The organism is Verrucomicrobiota bacterium (assembly GCA_016200005.1).
Taxonomy (GTDB): Bacteria; Verrucomicrobiota; Verrucomicrobiia; order Limisphaerales; family PALSA-1396; genus PALSA-1396.
In genome coordinates this window covers 33,220-49,757 of the sequence record JACQFP010000007.1, presented here as the reverse complement: position 1 = coordinate 49,757, position 16,538 = coordinate 33,220, and the positions used below count along the sequence as shown (strand labels likewise).

Sequence of the window (16,538 nt, the reverse complement as noted above, 5' to 3'; positions counted from 1 at the left end):
AGGCGCTTTCGACCGCGTAACGCCGACATTCTAAACCGAAGAACAGTCAAAGCAAAAAGAATGTCGTTCGATCATTACCGTCGCTCACGGCTGCTGGCTCCGACTCCGTCCGGGTTCATCCGGCGACGCGCCATGCGACCTCACGCCCGCCAGCGCGGCACCGTTTCAAAATAAAAAAGCGGGAGACCACAACCCAGAATGTGGCCTCCCGCAGTGGAATGCGTGCTGTGCATTGCCACCCCCAGTCGCGCGGCTCTACCCAACCGCGCAACGCCGGACGGAACGTCAGTTATTGATATTTCAGCACAACGTTGCCGCCCGACAAAGTGATGTTCGTGATGTTCAACGCCGACGCCGCGCTCAATTTATAGAAGCGGGTTGTGTCGGCGGGTTTCGTCACCGACACGGTCTTCGTTCCCGTGTCGATCGCCGCTGCGCCTTCGACATTGTAAGTGCCGTTGACGGTCGCTGCCGACAAGAGCTGAATAGGTGGCGGCGGCGTCACCAACGTCCTGACGCCGGTGGATTGATTGACCCAATACCATTCGACGAAGGCACCCCCGCCGCCTTCCTCTTGAACCAGGCGGAAGTTGTAAACGCCGCTGGATTGCACCACGAACTCGAATTGGCCATCACCCCTTGTTCCGGGGAGAGAATTGATGCTTTGCGCGAGAAAAACATTGGTGCCACCGGCCCCACCGGCAGTAACCTTGAAGTGGTCATCGGCGTTCACTCCCATCCGATAGGCGCCAGCAGCCAACTGCAGTTTAATCGTGGCGGCAATCGCGAAGTGGTCTGGATCCCCACTCACGCCGCATTCGTAGGTGCCGTTGTTGGTGTCCGCGAGAGGGATTCCAGGATAAGGTTTGATACCCGAATGGAATAACTTAGACGCATCATCTACGCCACATTGTTGAAAATTGATTGACTCCGGCTCGGTGTAAAAGCCGCCATTGGTCCCAGCCGCTTCATTAGCATACGGCGACGCGGCGTCGGAATTAATGAGTTGCCCGGCCAACTGCTGCTCCGCCCGAGGTATCAAGTTGTCGAAGGGCCCTTGAACCGGGCACGCGGTTGGATCAGAACCATTTTGCGCTTTGTTGACGAGAAGGAAAAAGTTCGTATCCGGCGATCCCCCCACCGCGTCGCTCGGCGTCAGCAACGCCGTATTCGGCTCGATCGTGAAGTTCCATTGGTTTGATTGCGTGGTCGATCCGTCGCTAAATACGACGCCCAAGGTATGGACTGAGCCTGGGAGCATGAAGCCCGAGGGCGAATAACTGATCGTGGCGCCCGCGCCTTCCGTGGTCGTGCCGGTGATCGTAGCTAAACTTGTCACATTCACTCCATCCAACCTCAATACAATGCTGTTCGTGTTGACCGAAGTCGCGCGATCGAGAATGACCACGTTCACGTTGGGGGTCGGCCCGCTGTTGTCCGAGTTGGCGGACGGCACCGCCGAGGCAATGTAGGGCTGCGAGGACGCCGCACCATTCGTCGGCACAAAGAGAATCCAGTTGAGTTGCAGGTCGCTGACCGGGTCATCCGTCGGGGTCACGCCGGTCCGGACTTGGTTCGCCGTCAAACGCAGGGTTTTGAGACCGCTGAGATTCAAGACCTGCGGGTTGCCCGCCTCATCCGTCAGCGGCACATAACGGAAGCGCGTCGCGCCACCGGAATTGGGCACCAGAAATTGTCCGCGCAGCGCAGTGGTTTGGCTGGTCGTCGTCTCACCGCTCGTCACCTCATCCAGCCGGACATCTTGACGGCCCTGGCTGGAAGCGCGGAGGTACACCAAGTAATTGCCAGCGGGAAAAGTGCGGGTGTAGTTCATCCAATCGCCCGGTTGAATGTCGGACACGACGTAATCCGGCACGTAGGAGGTTCCGCTGGACTGATTGACCAAGTTGGAACGATAGGACCGGGGCGTATCAAATCCGCCGCCTTTGGTCCCTTGCGTAGTTCCAACCGAATCCAGGGTGCGATACTGATTCCGCTCGCGGCTGTTGAGGGACGTCCCGCGGGCATCATGATAATCAACGTCAAGTGTCCCTTGCTGGTCGAAATAACCGACCCCTCCACCGTTAACCTGCGGTCCCAGTACATCTGTGGGGGCAGGAGTACACACACATGAAGCATCAAAAATAGGATCAAATGTCGTCGTGGTATCATCAGTCCCGGATACCAGCGGATAATCTTGTTTCTGTCCGCTACCATAATTGTAATCCTCCGCCTCGATGAGGACGAAGCCCGAAGGGTTGGCGGGGTTGGTGGGGTTAAAGAAGGTAAACGTGTCAAAATAAAAATTGTTGGTCGTCCCTTTGCCGGAGTTGTCCAGCACCCGGATTTGACCATGATAAACCGTGTTGCTGGAAAGGCTGCCCTTCCAAACCACAGTGAAGTTGGTGTTGGGGGTGCCAACGATCGGCGTCCGGACTTCCGTGACACCAAACCCGCTGCCGCTCACGTCCACCTCGTTGAGGAACAGCTTCAATTGGTTGGTGTCGATCGTCGTATTGGCGCTGAAGGTGGTGATCGTGAAGGTGATATTGCTGCCAGTGCCCGGGGGTTGATAGAACAAGGTCTGGGGCGCGGGCTTGAGATTCACGACCTGCGCCTGACCGGGAAAGCCGACGTAGGTGTTCGGGTTGCCAGTGGCGTGGAAGTTGTCAACCGTCCAATCGCTCCGCTCCTCGAATTCGAGATTGAGGAATCCCAACAGATCGGAGCCGGTGGTGTGGCTGCTGGCGTTTCCGGAAGAGTCCTGGAAATTAATGCGCACCAGCGGCTCCAACAAATCGGTCACGTCGTAGAGTTCAGCTTTCATCGTGTCGCCCGACCCGGAGTAAACCAGCCGCGTCTTGCGTCCCGGCGGAATCTGCGCCATCGGTGCAGCCCCGCCACGGTAAAGATCCATGAAGCCGGACGTTATTTCCGCGACAAATTCAATATTGGCGAGCAGCCCCTGCCGGGCGCGCAAGGTGCCCGGCGCATACACCGTTACATAACCCGTCAATTGTCCGGGGGCTGAGACGGCATTGCCAATGCGAGCGCCAAATAGAAAGTCGGCAGCATCCATTCCCGCGTCGAAATTATTCAATTCCACCGATTCAAAAAAGGTCGAGTACGTTTCCGGTCGATAGATACCACCACGTGTAATGATGTTCGCGCATTGGGTACCCGGAGCAAATTGCCGGTAGGCAAAGCCGTTGACGGAACCGGAGCCATCGGCGACTTTGGTTCGGGTGTAGGGCTGGCCCAGTCCGGCACCCGGATCGTAGTTTCCCCAGCCAGGAGCAGGCGCAATCGCATTATTAAAATCTTCGATGACTTCCGTCTGGCTTCGGACGGTGGAGGCGAGGCCGAGCAGGGTGCAGACGGTGACTCCCGCGAACATTTGACGAGAACGACAAGAAATATTGGCGCGCATGGAATTCTCCACTGAATTGAAGGGCATTGTTTTCATACTGGCTCTTATTTGATGTTTGGCTGTCTAAAATATGTTTAGCTGTTGCCATGCCACCGAGAGGCCCGCATTAACTTCACTCTTGTAATCAACAACTTCCGAGTTTTCGTGCGCTGAGGAAGGAAAAATTGAAACGGTAAAATCGTGCAAATTGCGGGAGTGAAGCGTGCATTTTGCAAGACCCGGGACATTGGCAAGGAGCAGTCCAAGCTTTAACGGACGATTACCGCGAACCGGAATCACAACCCGCTCCGGATGACCTTCCTTGGTGAAAATGCGATGGCTGACTTCTGACCTCTGGCCTCCGACCTCTGGCTTCTGTCCACCGGTTTCCGCTTTCTCCTTTCTGACTTTCAAACCAACAGGAGCACCGGCGGTAGCTCAAAAGGCGGCGGTTGGTCGGCTGCAACGCCCGAACGCGCCACAGCTTGTGAGAAGGTTGTCTCCACCGCTGACGCATAAATCGCAGCAAGCAGTTTCGGGCTTGTGATTCGACCGTCAGCAGGCATAATAAGAGCGTATGGGAATGACTGTATTTCCAGAATGGGTTCAATCGCAGAAAATGGTTTCTGAATTGGCCGAGCGGCTCGGCAGCACTTTGAATGAAGCCAGCGCGCGCTCCATCCTTGCGTTGAAGTTGAACGGGCCGACTCCCGAACGACGCCAGGAACTCGCCGAAAAGGCGAACGAAGGATTGCTCACGACCGAGGAATTCGCCGAATACGAAACCTACGCCCAGTTGCGCGGCCTGCTGGCGCTGCTGCAATCCAAGGCCCGTCTTTACCTCAAGCCCTCCAGCCCGGCATGACGGCCCCTCACAGGGAATTGGTGAGGCAACGCGCGGTCGCCCGTGGTGAATACTGCCGCCTGCCGGACTTCGCCTTGGAGCCGGAGGACTTCCACGTCGAACACGTTGTTGCCCGGAAACACGGAGGATTGGATGCGCCGACAACCTGGCTTGGGCGTGCATTTTCTGTAACCTCTACAAAGGCCCGAACCTTGCCAGCTTCGATCCCGACACGGGTGAGTTGACCCGGCTGTTCCATCCGCGCCGCGACCGATGGGAGGAACACTTCCGCCTCGAGGGCGAACAAATCATTGGCCTGACTCCCGTGGGTCGCACGACGTGTTGGCTGCTCGAAATGAACGCGGAAATTCTCACCAGCCTCCGCGCCAGCTTGATGTGCGAGGGGCGGTGGGAGTTTTCCCGACTCGGGAAGAGACCGCCGGAAAATCCCGGCATCGCCTGGGAATCGACAGCGCTTCGGGCGGAAACTCAGATGAAACCCCGTAGGAGACGAGGTAACGAGGCTCAATTCAATTCCAGACCTCTGCCCTCTGCCCTCTGACTTCTGTCTGCTGGCTTCTGCTGTCTCCCTGGGCGTCTGCTATGAGAACGGATACGGTGTCCAGCGAGATTTGCCTGAAGCATACAAGCTCTACAAACTGGCTGCTAACAATCCGTCTGCGGATAGAGTTTTAGATGAAGACCATGAGAAAATCGCGGGGAATTTGGACCGCATTGTAACGCGCATGACGGTCGTGGAAATTGCTGAAGGCGACCGGCGCTATCTTATGCTGAAAAAGGGCGAGTGAAATTCTTCCGGACATGAAGGCTGCCAAGTGGATTCTCTTCGACATTGAAACGACCGGCTTGGCCGCGCCGGTTTTCGTGGTTGAAGTGGCAGCGCAACGAATGCGTGGATGGTCGGCAGAGGGCGAACCGTTTCGCGAGTTGCTGAATCAGAATCAGGAGATTCCCACCGAGGCATCACGCGTTCACGGTTACACGCGCGAGATTCTGGAGCGCGACGGCGAGCCGGCGCATCAAGTTTATCGGGAGTTTGCCGAATACGCAGGCAATCTGCCGGTTGTTTCATTCAATCTGGAATATGATCTGGATGAAGTGTTGAAGCCGGAGTGGAAGCGGCTGGGCATCGGCGCGATTGGCCGTCGCGGGTTTTGCGCCCTGCGGCTGGCGCAGCGGCTGCTCGATCCCGTGCCCGCCGGCAACTGCAAGCTGCAAACGTTGCGGCAGTTTTATCGCCTGCCCGAATGCGGCGCGCACACGGCGCTGGGCGACGTGCAAACGGTCGCGGACTTGATGGCGCAGGTGCTTCGCCCCATTGCCGGGCATCGCGGTTTGGATACGTGGGAGAAGCTGGTCGAATTTGCAGCGGAAGAATGGTTTCCATCCCGCATCGCCTTTGGAAAGCACAAGGGGCGATTGATTCAAGAAGCCCGTAAGGATGCGGAATTGCGTTGCTGGCTCGACGGGCTGGCCGGTTCTTCCAACGCTCGCACCCGGAAGATGGGCCGTTGGTATTTGCGGCAACTGGAAATGGCGACGACGCAACCGGACACGGCGGTGTTTGCAGCGCCGGAAATTGAGAGCGGGGCAAGCGAGTAAAGCCGTTGTCCGCAGCCGGCGTTGCCGCGCTGATGATTTACGTCAATCCAGAGTTGGAGCAACTCCGACAACTTGTCGCCGGATCAAGGGCGCGTTTGGCGGAGTTGGAAGCCACCCATACCAAAGAGAAGTCCCGCGTTGACACCGTGCAAGCCGTGCTTTTCCGGCGGTTGCGCGAGCATTACCAGAAGCGCGACCAACTGCGGCTCGTCGTGGACTACCGGAAGAAGTATCTGGACTCTCTGATTCGCGGTGGCGAGGAGGAAGCAAAGCAGGCCGAGGAAAATTACGAACGAGCCAGAACCCAAAGCGACAAGGATTACGAGGAGACAGCGGCAGCCGTCGCCGAAAAGAAGCAGCTTACTGCCGACGAGGAGGCCGAGTTGACGCGGCTTTGGAAGAAGCTCGTCAAGCTGTACCATCCCGACCGCTTCGCACACGAGCCGGACAAGTTGGAGACGTATCACAAGCTGACCGCTGCCATCAATCGGGCCAAGGACGCGGGCGACATTGCTACGCTGCGGGAAATCGCGGAAGACCCGCACGCATTCATTCTCCGTCAGGGTTGGTCGAAGCTGGACTTCAGCGAAGAAGTGGAACTGACGCAGTTGCGGCGGCTTTACGAAACGTTGCAACTTGAAATCATCAACGTGATTGAGTCTTTGAATCGGCTCCGAGAAAGCCCCGAATACGAGCTTTGCCAACTCAGCGAGAAGAAGACCGGCGTGCTGGAAGAACTGGCGGAGGAAAGGAAGCAACTGCTCGAAAAGGAAAGCACCGAACTGGCGAAGCAGGCGGACAAGTTGGCAGAGGAGATCAAGGAGTTGTCCGGTGAGCCAGTCACTGGCATAGTCTAAACCTAAAAGAAGCAGAGGAAACCGCGAAACACACGAAATACGCGAACGGAGAAGTGGCTCTCGGAAAAGGCTTTCTTCACCCAGCCGCCCTTCGCCGCGCCGGAGTGTTCGGTGTTAGAGAGTCCCAGTAAGGCTACAGCCACGCAGGCCGTTGAAGGAATCCCTCCGCCTCCCATCCCTTTCAAGCTCTCTGTTTTCGCGTGGTTCGCGGTTCATCACAACTGCCGTTTCAAGGCTGAAGGGAGTCATGGCCCCGACGTTTAATTTGTCGTTCGGCTGAACCTAAACTCCGGAGTTCACTTTGCCGCAAAAGAACGCAAAGAGCACAAGAGAGGCGATTCAACCCTACGGCCCTGACATCAGATGTCGGGGCTGACTTTGCGTTCTATGTGTTCTTTTGTGGCTTTCCAATTACGGTTTCCAGGCTGAAGTCTATTTACCGTATTCGATTCCTTTCTCGGCGGCTTGGGCGCGGATCATCTCGGCGACTTTTTCATCGAAGGCGTCGGCGTTGCCTTTGGCGGCGAGACGTTTCTTTTCTGCGTCAATGTAGGTCTGGCGTTTTTCATTCAAGCCACGGATCTGATCCTGCAATTCCGCGCGTTGTTTTTGCTGCTTTCCGACATACGCCTTCAATTCCTCCGCGTTCAACTTTTGCAATTCCGTTGGCAGTTTGCTCTTTGGCACCGAGTCCAGTTTGACTGAGCCATTGGCGACGGCATCGAGCAGTTCGCCGCCGCCTTGAATTGCTTTGCCGCTCGCTGAATTGAAGCGCAATCGGTCAGCGGCCACGGACGCAGGAGCCGCTTCTGAGGCGACCTGTTTGGTCAATGCGAATCGTCGGGCGGATTCGTCGCCGTAGGCGACGAGAGTCGTTCCAATTTTGCGATTCAACTCCGCCAACTCCTTGTCCATCGGCGTCGCAATGGCGATCTTGTTGCCGGTCTGTCCAATGGCGGCATACGAACCTTCCGAGAGTTGGGCGATCTCCTTCCAGATTGGTGTGGTCTCCCCCATCATTCCGCACTGGATTGTGTTGATGATCAAGTCGCACTTCATCGCCGCTTTGCAGACATCCGGATACTTCGGCCCGTTTCCGTAATCCATGTGAGGCGGGGCGTCGCCCACAAGAAACATTATCTTGAGCACACTGCGGTTGGTGCTCCAGGTCAGCTTGCTGACGGCGTCATCGAGGGCTTCGTTGACGGATTCCGGTGTGTCGCCGCCACCGGCAGCCTGGAACGATTGCAGGTGGGCGTAGATGTCATCAATATCGTCGGTGAGGTTGAAGACCTTTGTGACGTATTCGTCGCCGCGGTCGCGATAGCCGATTAGGCCGAACTTGATCTCCGGCGTCGGCTTGGCGCTGATCATCTCGTTGGCGATGGACCAGATTTTTTGTTTCGCGCCTTCGATCAACCCGCTCATCGAGCCGGTGGTGTCCAGCACGAAGCAGACTTCGATTTGAGGCTTGGCAGATTTGGAAGTGCGCGCCTCGGCAGACTTCGTGACTGCTGAACTCGATGCGAACATCGCCAGCGCCGCGATCACGGCGAAGAATCGTTGGCACACCCGGGCGGCTCGTAGCCGCCGACGTGAGGAGGCGCATTCTGAAATCCGAAATCCGAAATCCGAAATCCGAAATATCGAGGGCCTCGTTACCTCGGCGGCTACATTGTTCAAGAGTGCTGTCAGTTTCGTAAATGTGTTCTCCGATGGTTCACTCATAAATTTCATAGACCGTGTTTTCCAAAACGAACTGGACATTCTGTCCCAGCGCCAGCCAGGGCAATGCCTTCGAGTTCTTCGTGGTCAATTCGAAATACTCCGGCGAGTTGAATTGAATGCGGACCTTCTTCGCGTTGGGCACTTTCTGCACCAGCGAATCCAGCCATTGATTGCCGTTCTGGAAAAAGTTCTTCCCGCCGGCAAATTGTGTCTGCTGGCTATATTGGACAACACGCTCCGCAGCGCTTGCTGGCCCGGCAGCAACGGCACTGCTGGTCAGAGGCCGGGGCGGCACACCCAAAGCGCGGCTGGATTCAATCCTGCCCTCGGCCAATGCCTCGGCAGATGCGTTGGCGGACTTCAGTGCGAGACCATACCGCGAGGCTGCGACGGCGGAATCTCCGCTTTTATCACTGTTAAATTTTCGATACGCCTCGTCTACAAGCCGGTTAGCGACACCATCGGTGTTGAGTTGCGGCAATGATTGCGTCGAGAGCGGCACGTTGCGCTGTTTCTCATCCTCCAAGATCAAGTAGGCGGTGTATGGGGTGACGATGCCGTATTTGCGCGCCAGGTCGGTGACTTCGTCACGCAACTCGGAGTTCTCGCCGTGGAGACGAATTTCATCCAGCAGATAACCGACGCGCCGCGTCGCCCAAAGGCGCGGGATGAATTCGTGGTCGGAAGATTCCGACGGAAATTTGACTTCGTAAGTCAACTTTCTTCGCGCACCATTGATCGTGCCTTGGATGACAACGGCGGAATCTCCCTTGCCGGAGTAACGGCCGACGACGACGAGCTGCTCGCCCTTGAAAATGTCGGGAAGCGGCGCAGGATAAATCTTGGTCGCTCGGATATCGCCAGTGAAGTGGAGCTTGGGATTGGCGAGCACCGGCTCTTTGATCTTCGAGAAAAAATTCGAGACCTTCACCTCGATGTCCTCCTCCGGCAAGACGTATTGGCTGAAAGCGCGCGTCTCCTCGGTGATCTTGTCGAGCAAATGCGTGTTCACGTCCGTGCCGATGCCGAAACAGAAGATGCGGGTGTTGCCGCTGTTTTTCCGGACGCCGGCCACGATCTGCTCCTCGTCCGTCGTGCCAATGGTGGGCCGGCCGTCGGTGAGAAAAATCACGACGAACGGACGGTCGTTATCGGATTTCGGACTTCGGACTTCGGATTTCAAAGCAAGCGCCTTCCTCAGTGCGTCGTCAATGGCCGTGCCGCCGATGGGCTTCAACTCTTTGATGAAATCGTTCGCCTTGCTGCGATTGGCCTTGGAAGCGTCCACAAACTTGTCGAACAGCGGTTCGACTTCAGTCGAGAAGCGGATGATTTCGAAGCGGTCGCCGTCATTCAAGTTCTCGACACAGAACTGGAGTGCCTTCTTCGCCTGATCGAGTTTCTTGCCCGCCATCGAACCGGACGTGTCCAGGACGAACGCGACATCTTTCAACACGACCTGCTTCTCCTTCACGTCGATTCCCGGCGAAACGAGCAACACAAAGTAGCCATCTTCGCCGCCGGTTTTGTAAGTGAGCAGGTTCGCGGCGATCTCACCCTTCTCCGTGGAGTAGTAGAGTTGGAAATCGGCGTCGGGCTTCACGTCGCTCGCTTCGTAGCCAACGACCGCCCGCGTCGCGCCGTCGCGTTTGATTTCCACCGTGTGGCTGGGCGAGTAAATGGATTTGAGCGGGCGCTTGGTTTCCAGTTCCAGCTTCACGCTGACCTTCTTGATCGGCTTGGCGGAATATTTCTCGGTGTTCAGCGGCAGGACATAATCAACAAGGCCATTGTCAGACTTCAGCAATTGCGAGTACGAGAGCGTGATGCGCTTCCTGCTGTGCGGCTCGATCGGAAAGATGCGCACCTTGAAAAGATCGCGTCCGGAATATTCCAGCAGGGCCGGGTCTTTCATCTTGCGGACGATGTCTTCATAGATGCGTTTTGCTTTCTCCGCCGACAGCAACTCCGCCTCGACCTGTTTGCCGTCGATCTCCATCGTGAATTTGTTGATCTGCGCGCCCTTGGGAACGGGAAAGATGAACGTGCCTTCGAGCCGTTGCGGATTTGGGTTGAAGAACTCCTGATCCACCGAGGTGACGGCGATCTGGTCCGTGACGCGCGCATTGACCTTGGCGTAAGTCATCTCCAACGGCGCAAACGGATAAACTCTTGGCGGGGGAATCGGTCGCGGCGGATGCGGCCAGGGAGGAATGGGGCGCGGGGGAATCGGTTGCGGCGGCGGAATTGGTCCGGGCCAGAACTCGGAGTCGTGAACAATGATGAGGCCGGCAGCCAACCCCGGCAACGCTGTTCCCAGCAGCGCGAACAATGCCGTCACAAGAATCAATCGCTTCATACCCGGTTAGACGGGGCGCTCTGGAAAATGCTCCCAAAATTTCAGCCGCTACATGTGGAAGCCGCCGGCGGTCCGGTTGGAAACCTCTCCAGCTATTTGGCCGCGTCTTTGGGGGCGAACATCTTGGCGGCCATCCGCATGGCGCTCAATTGCATCTCCCGTTGGGCGGTTAGAAACTTTTCGTACGAGGCGAACTGCTCCGCCGTCAGGATCTCCCGGGCACGAACGAGCGAGCGCTCGTCCAGTTGCGCCTTTTCCTGGCTGAAGGAGTTCAGTTTTTCATCCGTGAAATACTCGGCGAAGTCGCCGGTGAATTTGGACTGATCGTTGTAATCCGTTGTGAACTTGAAGTTCTGTCGTTCTTCGCTCAGGGCCTGGATCAACTGGGTTTCTTGTTCGGAACTGAGCGGTGCGCCCGCGCCTGCCAACTGGCTTTTCAACTGGCTCATTTGCATCCGCTCCGGCTGCGTCTTCTCATAGGCCTGGAACTGGGCGTAATTTTCATCGCCGAGGAATTGCTTGATCTCCGCGTCAGTGGCTTCGTTTGACTCTTTGACTTGCTGAGCAAGTTCCTTGCGCTTGGTGGCATCCAGGTCGCCATCCAGCATCGACATCCCCATGTCAGCCGCTACCAGGGATTTCTTCTCGATCAAATTCTTCAAGGTGGCCGTCTGCTCCGGCGTCAGATTCAGTTGCTTGAAGAACGCGCCATAGGACTGGTCGATGAATCCGCCCATGAACGCCTTTTGTTGCGACCGCACCAGCTCACGCATCTCCGGGGTTTTCAACATTTCAAAAAAACCTTTGGTTCCTTTGGCCTCAGTGTTGGTTGGAGCGGCGGACAAAGCCGGCTCCGGTTGTGATGGTTGACTGGCCGGGTTGGCGGCTGGGTTGGAGAGCCGGTTTCGCAACAACTCGCGAGTTTGCTTCTCTCTTCGCGCGGCGTTGCTGGCCTCGTTCTCCTGTTGCTGTTTCAAACCGGCCTCGACCTCCGTTAAGCGTGCCTGCGTCTGGGTGTTAAGCAGTCGTTGATTGAGATACAGCGCGCCAAACACAACGGTGGTGGTCGCCAGAAGCAAGAGGACCAAGTTCTTTACGTTCATAGCCAGTGGTAGATTTAGGTTCTTGGACGATATGCGGCTGCAGCGGATTGGCAATCGAATATGCTTCCTTTTCTCTGATGAAGGCGCATCTGGGAAATGCCCCGGTAGCGCGGGCGTCCCCGCCTGCAGGTTCTGGCCGCGTCTCGCGGCCAAGCCCGATCCACGAGGCGCGGACGCCCCGCGAACCCGCAGCCGGATGCCTGCGCTACGCGTGCGGGAGCAGCGCCAGGATGCGTCATCGTCGCATCAACTTATTGGTCAAGGATTGCTTTGGCTGCAATCACGACGCAGAATCCTTCCAATGAGCCCTGCGATCAACCAGTTTTCTCGTCGGAACTTTCTCGCCACCGGTTCCCTCGGTTTGATCGCCTTCAACACGGTTTCTGCGGAAAGCCTTCTGGCCCAGGTTGCAGAAAAGCCAGGGCCCGGTAAACCGTTGCGCATAGCGAAACCGAGGAAATGGTATGAAACCGCTTACCGTCGTGCCGTGATCGACATGCACATCCCGGATTGGGATGAAAAGTTTCTCTCGGAATTCGATGCCCATCAATACGTGCAGATGCTGGTCAAATCCCGTGCGCAATCCATCGTCTGCTACGCGCATTCGCACGTCGGGTTGTTCAACTATCCAACCAAAGTCGGCCAGCAACATCGGGGTCTCAAGGGACGCAACATCGTTCAAGAGATGATCGAAGGCTGTCATGCCCGCAACATCGCGGTGGTGCTCTACACCAGTCTGATTCACGACCGCTGGGCGTTTGACCAACATCCAGAGTGGCGCATGGAAAAGCACGACGGCGCGCAATACGGCGTGGGCAGCCGTTACGGCGTCGTCTGTCCCAACTCGCCGTACCGCGAATACGTCCGGGCGTGGGTCGAGGAAATCTGCCGCGCGTTTGACTTCGAGGGAATGCGGTTTGACATGACGTTCTGGGTTGGCGTCTGTTATTGCTCACATTGCCGAAGGCGGTTTGCCGACGAGGTGGGTGGAGAAATGCCCACGACCGTGAACTGGCTCGATGAGCGTTGGATGACTTTGCAACGAAAACGCGAGGAGTGGCTGGCCGACTTCGCCGCCGTCGCCGCTGGCACCGTGCGCAAACTCAAGCCAACCGCGACGGTGGAACATCAATCCTCGACTTATCCGTTGAACTGGACGTTCGGCGTCAGCGCGCCACTCGTGAAGCAGAATGATTTTCTGCAAGGAGATTTTTATGGTGACTCACTGCAAGGTTCGTTCGTGCGCAAGCTGCTCGAAGACCTCACGCCCAATCGACCGTTTGCTTATGAAACGAGTTTTTCCGCGGAACTGCGCGACCACACGGGGCGCAAATCCGAAGAACTGCTGGAAGCCAAAGCGTCTGCTGCGATTGCGGACAGTGCCGCGTTTGTTTTCATCGATGCGATTGATCCCATTGGCACGGTGAACCCGAACGCGCACGAGCGTATGGGGCGGATCTTTGACCGCTTGATGCCGTTTTATCCGCATCTTGGAGGCGAGCGCGTCATGGACATTGCCGTTTATTACAGCCTGGAATCGAAGTTTAATTTCAAGGGAAACGGTAAGTCCACCAGCCAGGCCGACACTTCCGACGCCCACACGGCAAGCGCCATGACGGCCAGCCGATGGTTGATTGCGAATCATCTGCCGTTCGGCGTCATCACCAAACACTCGTTGGCGAAACTGGCGACGTGCCAGGTGCTCATCCTTTCCAACGTCAACCTGATGGATGAAGAGGAGATTGCCGCCATTCGCGAATGGGTTCGCGGCGGCGGAACGCTTTACGCCAGTGGTGGAACCTCGCTCGTCAACAAGCGTGGCCAGTTGCAAAAGGATTTCATGCTGGCGGACGTGCTCGGAGTTTCGCTCGTCAAAGCCGACTGGCAGGATCGTGAGCATTACATCGCGCCGGCTGTGGCGGGCCAAAAACTTTTCGGGGATTGGAGCGCCAAATATCCGCCGTTCGTTAAGGGCTATGGAATGGAAGTCAAAACCCACCCAACGGCACAGGTTCTGGCCACCACCACGCTTCCGTGGCCGGCGTCCGACCCGACGAAGTTTTCATCCATCCACAGCAATCCACCGTGGGAAGCGACCGACCGACCAGAGGTGGTGCTCCATGAATTTGGAAAAGGCCGTGCCATCTATTGCAGCAGCTTGCTGGAAACCATCGAAGGGTTGGGCGAGACGTTCATCAGGCTGATCCGCTCGCTCAGCAACAAATACCATTACGAAGCCGACGCGCCGGCAGCCGTTGAAGTGACAATGTTTCATCAGCCGGAACGGCGGCGCTACCTCTTGAGCCTGGTCAATTTTCAAAAAGACCTTCCGAACATTCCCATTGAAGGCATCAAGCTTCACCTTCGGTTGGGAGATAAACGAATCAGATCAATTGTGCAGTTACCCGGCAACAAACTGATCAAACATCAGACGAAGCAAAGAGCAACGACTATCACAATCCCCCGATTGGAGACGCTGGCGATGTTTGCCATTCAAGTTGGTTGAACCCAGCGCGGGCGCGTTCCTCAATTACGGGCGGAAGTGCGGTCGGACAGCCAGATCATGTCCTCATTGTTGGGCGACGCGACATTCAACTGGAGGTTGCTATTGTAGCGGACTGGCGGGCGGGTTCGCGCATCGCGCCACCTGCGAATCTCGGCGTGGCCGTCCGAGAACGAGATGCCGCCGGCCTCGTTGTGCGAACTGGCTGGGAAATCAATGATTCTTGCAGCGGCCGGACTCTCGACCATCATGTTCGCAAATCCGCCGGCATTGAGACTGTCCGGGTGTTCATCCAGAAACACAAAACGCATGGCGGGGACATCGATGCTCGACTTCTTGAAATAAACCCGGTACTTCTTTGAAGTGCCGTTGATACCGAACCCGGCTGGATCCAACCAATCGCCGGGACCGGCCCACTGCTGGCCCATGCTCAGGCTCCGAATCCGTTCGATCCGTCTGCCACCAACGGTCACTGCACTATGGTCCGCCGGGCATTTGTAAACGGCAACACTGGAGAGATAGGGTGCGAACTTCGCCCGGGCGGGATCTGTGAGGGTTCGCGTGTCCGTGTTGTCCGGGTTGCCTCCATTGAAATCCTCCCAGCCGTTCACCCACGCAGTGGGTTCAACGGGCGAGGTGTAACCCGAGGAGGTCAGTCGGTCATTGTTATCGTCCGGGTACATGAGAAACACCAACTGCAACTGTTTGAGATTGTTCATGCATTGAATGCCTTGCGCTTTGATTTTGGCCTTGGCAAGCGCGGGCAACAACAGCCCCGCCAGAATCGCGATGATGGCGATGACCACCAGCAATTCGATCAAGGTGAAGGCACCGACCGGCTCAGGCGAGGAATTCGCCGGAGGCCGCGGTTGTTGGCGTGCGGACGTAGAAGGATTTGTTGAATACTGTTTTCCGCGCATGGTCACCGAAATTAGCTCCCGGCTCCGAAAAGTCAAACCCGTCATTCCGCGTACCACGCGTGAAGCCGGAAGAATTTGGGCACCGGATCGCCGGTGGCGTTGGTAACCGTGTAATTGCGAATGCTGCCATTGTTGTTGCCGCTGCTAAACGAGCCGCCGTTGAGATTGCTCCAAGTGACCGGTGGCGTCAGACTGGTGGTTTGCTGCAAATAAACACTTTGAAAACCTCCCCAGGACAGGAACAAATTCGTGCCGTCCGTGATGGCGTTGGTAATGCTCAGGGGAATCGGCGTCACCGACGGCCAGATGCCTTCGACCCGGATTTGATCGACGACAATTCCGCCGGGGCCTTCCGACGCCGATACTTGATGAAGTAGAAACTGGCCCACGCCCGTCAGCGCATCCGTGCCGGCTGTAGCCGTGAGTGTGGGGGCGGGGCGATTCGCATCAGCGACTCCGTAGGTGGACGGATCAGGGTTGATCCACAAGTACGAAACATCGCCTTGGCCGGGCGTCGCATAGCGGCAAACGACAAAATTGGTTTCTCCCACCAGGTACACGTTCGTGTCCCATTCAACATCTCCGCCCACTCCGGAAGTTTTTGCCACCCCGAGGTTGTAACCGTTGGGAGTGCTTGAGATGTCCTTGCGAAGATATAACAACCCGCCGTAAGCGCTGGTCAGAGTCGATTGAGAAAAAGCGGCGATGAAGTCACCGTTGGTGGTCATCGTTCCCAAATTGGTGACTTTGAAAGCCAGCGAATACATGTAAGCGCCGGGTTGTTCGCCGCCGAGTAAATTCGTCAAGGCATGGCGCACCTCCATCTGCACGCCGCCGAAAACCAGGCTGTTGCCATCGGAAGGCGGGGCCAAACCGGGCGTCGATAGCGAACCGGCCTGTATCGTCGGGCTGGTTCCGGCGGTGAGAATCCAGCCGCCTTGACCGTTTGTGCTGGTCGCCAGGCTGGAAGCCGGGGGATACGCAAACGCTTCGTAGAGCTGAACTGCCGATGCGCGCGCGGCCAGCAAACCAAAAATGAATAGCACCATCGCTTTTTTCATAGGTTCGGAGAAATGAATTACGATTAGCTTTTACTCACCGAAAGATTTGTCAAGCCTCGATGTCCGTGAAGGAAAATGCATCAAACCGGTTGATCTTCGAGCCTTGAGTTTCAATTTGAATTGGCGAAGCT

12 protein-coding genes are annotated in these 16,538 nt (G+C 56.7%); 5 read left to right on the top strand and 7 right to left on the bottom strand.

Annotated elements, in window-relative coordinates; all coding sequences use genetic code 11:
- Nucleotides 1-289 precede the first annotated feature (289 nt).
- Together HY298_02805 and HY298_02800 are read right to left on the bottom strand one after the other, a co-directional pair.
- The gene (locus HY298_02805) at nt 290-3,466 is read right to left on the bottom strand and encodes a hypothetical protein (protein ID MBI3849210.1); all 3,177 of its coding nucleotides are present in this window, start codon (nt 3,464-3,466) and stop codon (nt 290-292) included.
- A gap of 27 nt (nt 3,467-3,493) precedes the next feature.
- On the bottom strand, nt 3,494-3,823 hold the full coding sequence (locus HY298_02800; protein MBI3849209.1) for a type II toxin-antitoxin system HicA family toxin: 330 nt from the start codon (nt 3,821-3,823) through the stop codon (nt 3,494-3,496).
- A 205-nt stretch (nt 3,824-4,028) separates the two neighbouring features.
- On the opposite strand from HY298_02800, the gene HY298_02795 reads away from it, so the two are divergent.
- The 4 genes from HY298_02795 (at nt 4,029) to HY298_02780 (ending at nt 6,733) form a co-directional block, all read left to right on the top strand.
- Nucleotides 4,029-4,274: a hypothetical protein gene (locus tag HY298_02795; protein MBI3849208.1), complete on the top strand. Its 246-nt coding sequence runs from the start codon at nt 4,029-4,031 to the stop codon at nt 4,272-4,274.
- A gap of 611 nt (nt 4,275-4,885) precedes the next feature.
- Nucleotides 4,886-5,062, top strand: coding sequence for a hypothetical protein (locus HY298_02790; GenBank protein MBI3849207.1), 177 nt, complete (start codon nt 4,886-4,888; stop codon nt 5,060-5,062).
- A 13-nt stretch (nt 5,063-5,075) separates the two neighbouring features.
- The gene (locus HY298_02785) at nt 5,076-5,876 is read left to right on the top strand and encodes a 3'-5' exonuclease (GenBank protein ID MBI3849206.1); all 801 of its coding nucleotides are present in this window, start codon (nt 5,076-5,078) and stop codon (nt 5,874-5,876) included.
- Nucleotides 5,877-5,881: 5 nt separating this feature from the next.
- Nucleotides 5,882-6,733: a hypothetical protein gene (locus HY298_02780; GenBank protein MBI3849205.1), complete on the top strand. Its 852-nt coding sequence runs from the start codon at nt 5,882-5,884 to the stop codon at nt 6,731-6,733.
- 432 nt (nt 6,734-7,165) lie between these two features.
- Here the strand turns inward: HY298_02780 and HY298_02775 are convergent, their stop codons facing one another.
- The 3 genes from HY298_02775 to HY298_02765 all read right to left on the bottom strand — a co-directional run bounded on the left by HY298_02775 (nt 7,166) and on the right by HY298_02765 (nt 11,923).
- Entirely contained in the window at nt 7,166-8,305 is a 1,140-nt protein-coding gene (locus tag HY298_02775) for a VWA domain-containing protein (protein ID MBI3849204.1), read from the bottom strand.
- Nucleotides 8,306-8,453: 148 nt separating this feature from the next.
- A complete protein-coding gene (locus HY298_02770) occupies nt 8,454-10,820 on the bottom strand; it encodes a VWA domain-containing protein (protein ID MBI3849203.1) in 2,367 nt (788 codons plus the stop codon).
- A gap of 92 nt (nt 10,821-10,912) precedes the next feature.
- Nucleotides 10,913-11,923, bottom strand: a complete 1,011-nt coding sequence (locus HY298_02765; GenBank protein ID MBI3849202.1) for a hypothetical protein — start codon at nt 11,921-11,923, stop codon at nt 10,913-10,915.
- A gap of 301 nt (nt 11,924-12,224) precedes the next feature.
- On the opposite strand from HY298_02765, the gene HY298_02760 reads away from it, so the two are divergent.
- Nucleotides 12,225-14,429 (top strand): beta-galactosidase, encoded by a 2,205-nt coding sequence (locus HY298_02760; protein MBI3849201.1) that lies wholly within the window; start codon nt 12,225-12,227, stop codon nt 14,427-14,429.
- A 20-nt stretch (nt 14,430-14,449) separates the two neighbouring features.
- Here the strand turns inward: HY298_02760 and HY298_02755 are convergent, their stop codons facing one another.
- Nucleotides 14,450-15,346: a type II secretion system protein gene (locus HY298_02755; GenBank protein MBI3849200.1), complete on the bottom strand. Its 897-nt coding sequence runs from the start codon at nt 15,344-15,346 to the stop codon at nt 14,450-14,452.
- 41 nt (nt 15,347-15,387) lie between these two features.
- Nucleotides 15,388-16,407, bottom strand: coding sequence for a hypothetical protein (locus HY298_02750; protein ID MBI3849199.1), 1,020 nt, complete (start codon nt 16,405-16,407; stop codon nt 15,388-15,390).
- Nucleotides 16,408-16,538: the final 131 nt, after the last annotated feature.

Excerpts from the sequence above, each read along its gene's own strand:
- HY298_02805 (MBI3849210.1), bottom strand. The coding sequence starts at position 3,466 with ATGAAAACAATGCCCTTCAATTCAGTGGAGAATTCCATGCGCGCCAAT.
- HY298_02750 (MBI3849199.1), bottom strand. The coding sequence starts at position 16,407 with ATGAAAAAAGCGATGGTGCTATTCATTTTTGGTTTGCTGGCCGCGCGC.
- HY298_02755 (MBI3849200.1), bottom strand. The coding sequence starts at position 15,346 with ATGCGCGGAAAACAGTATTCAACAAATCCTTCTACGTCCGCACGCCAA.
- HY298_02760 (MBI3849201.1), top strand. The coding sequence starts at position 12,225 with ATGAGCCCTGCGATCAACCAGTTTTCTCGTCGGAACTTTCTCGCCACC.
- HY298_02795 (MBI3849208.1), top strand. The coding sequence starts at position 4,029 with ATGGTTTCTGAATTGGCCGAGCGGCTCGGCAGCACTTTGAATGAAGCC.
- HY298_02765 (MBI3849202.1), bottom strand. The coding sequence starts at position 11,923 with ATGAACGTAAAGAACTTGGTCCTCTTGCTTCTGGCGACCACCACCGTT.
- HY298_02785 (MBI3849206.1), top strand. The coding sequence starts at position 5,076 with ATGAAGGCTGCCAAGTGGATTCTCTTCGACATTGAAACGACCGGCTTG.
- HY298_02770 (MBI3849203.1), bottom strand. The coding sequence starts at position 10,820 with ATGAAGCGATTGATTCTTGTGACGGCATTGTTCGCGCTGCTGGGAACA.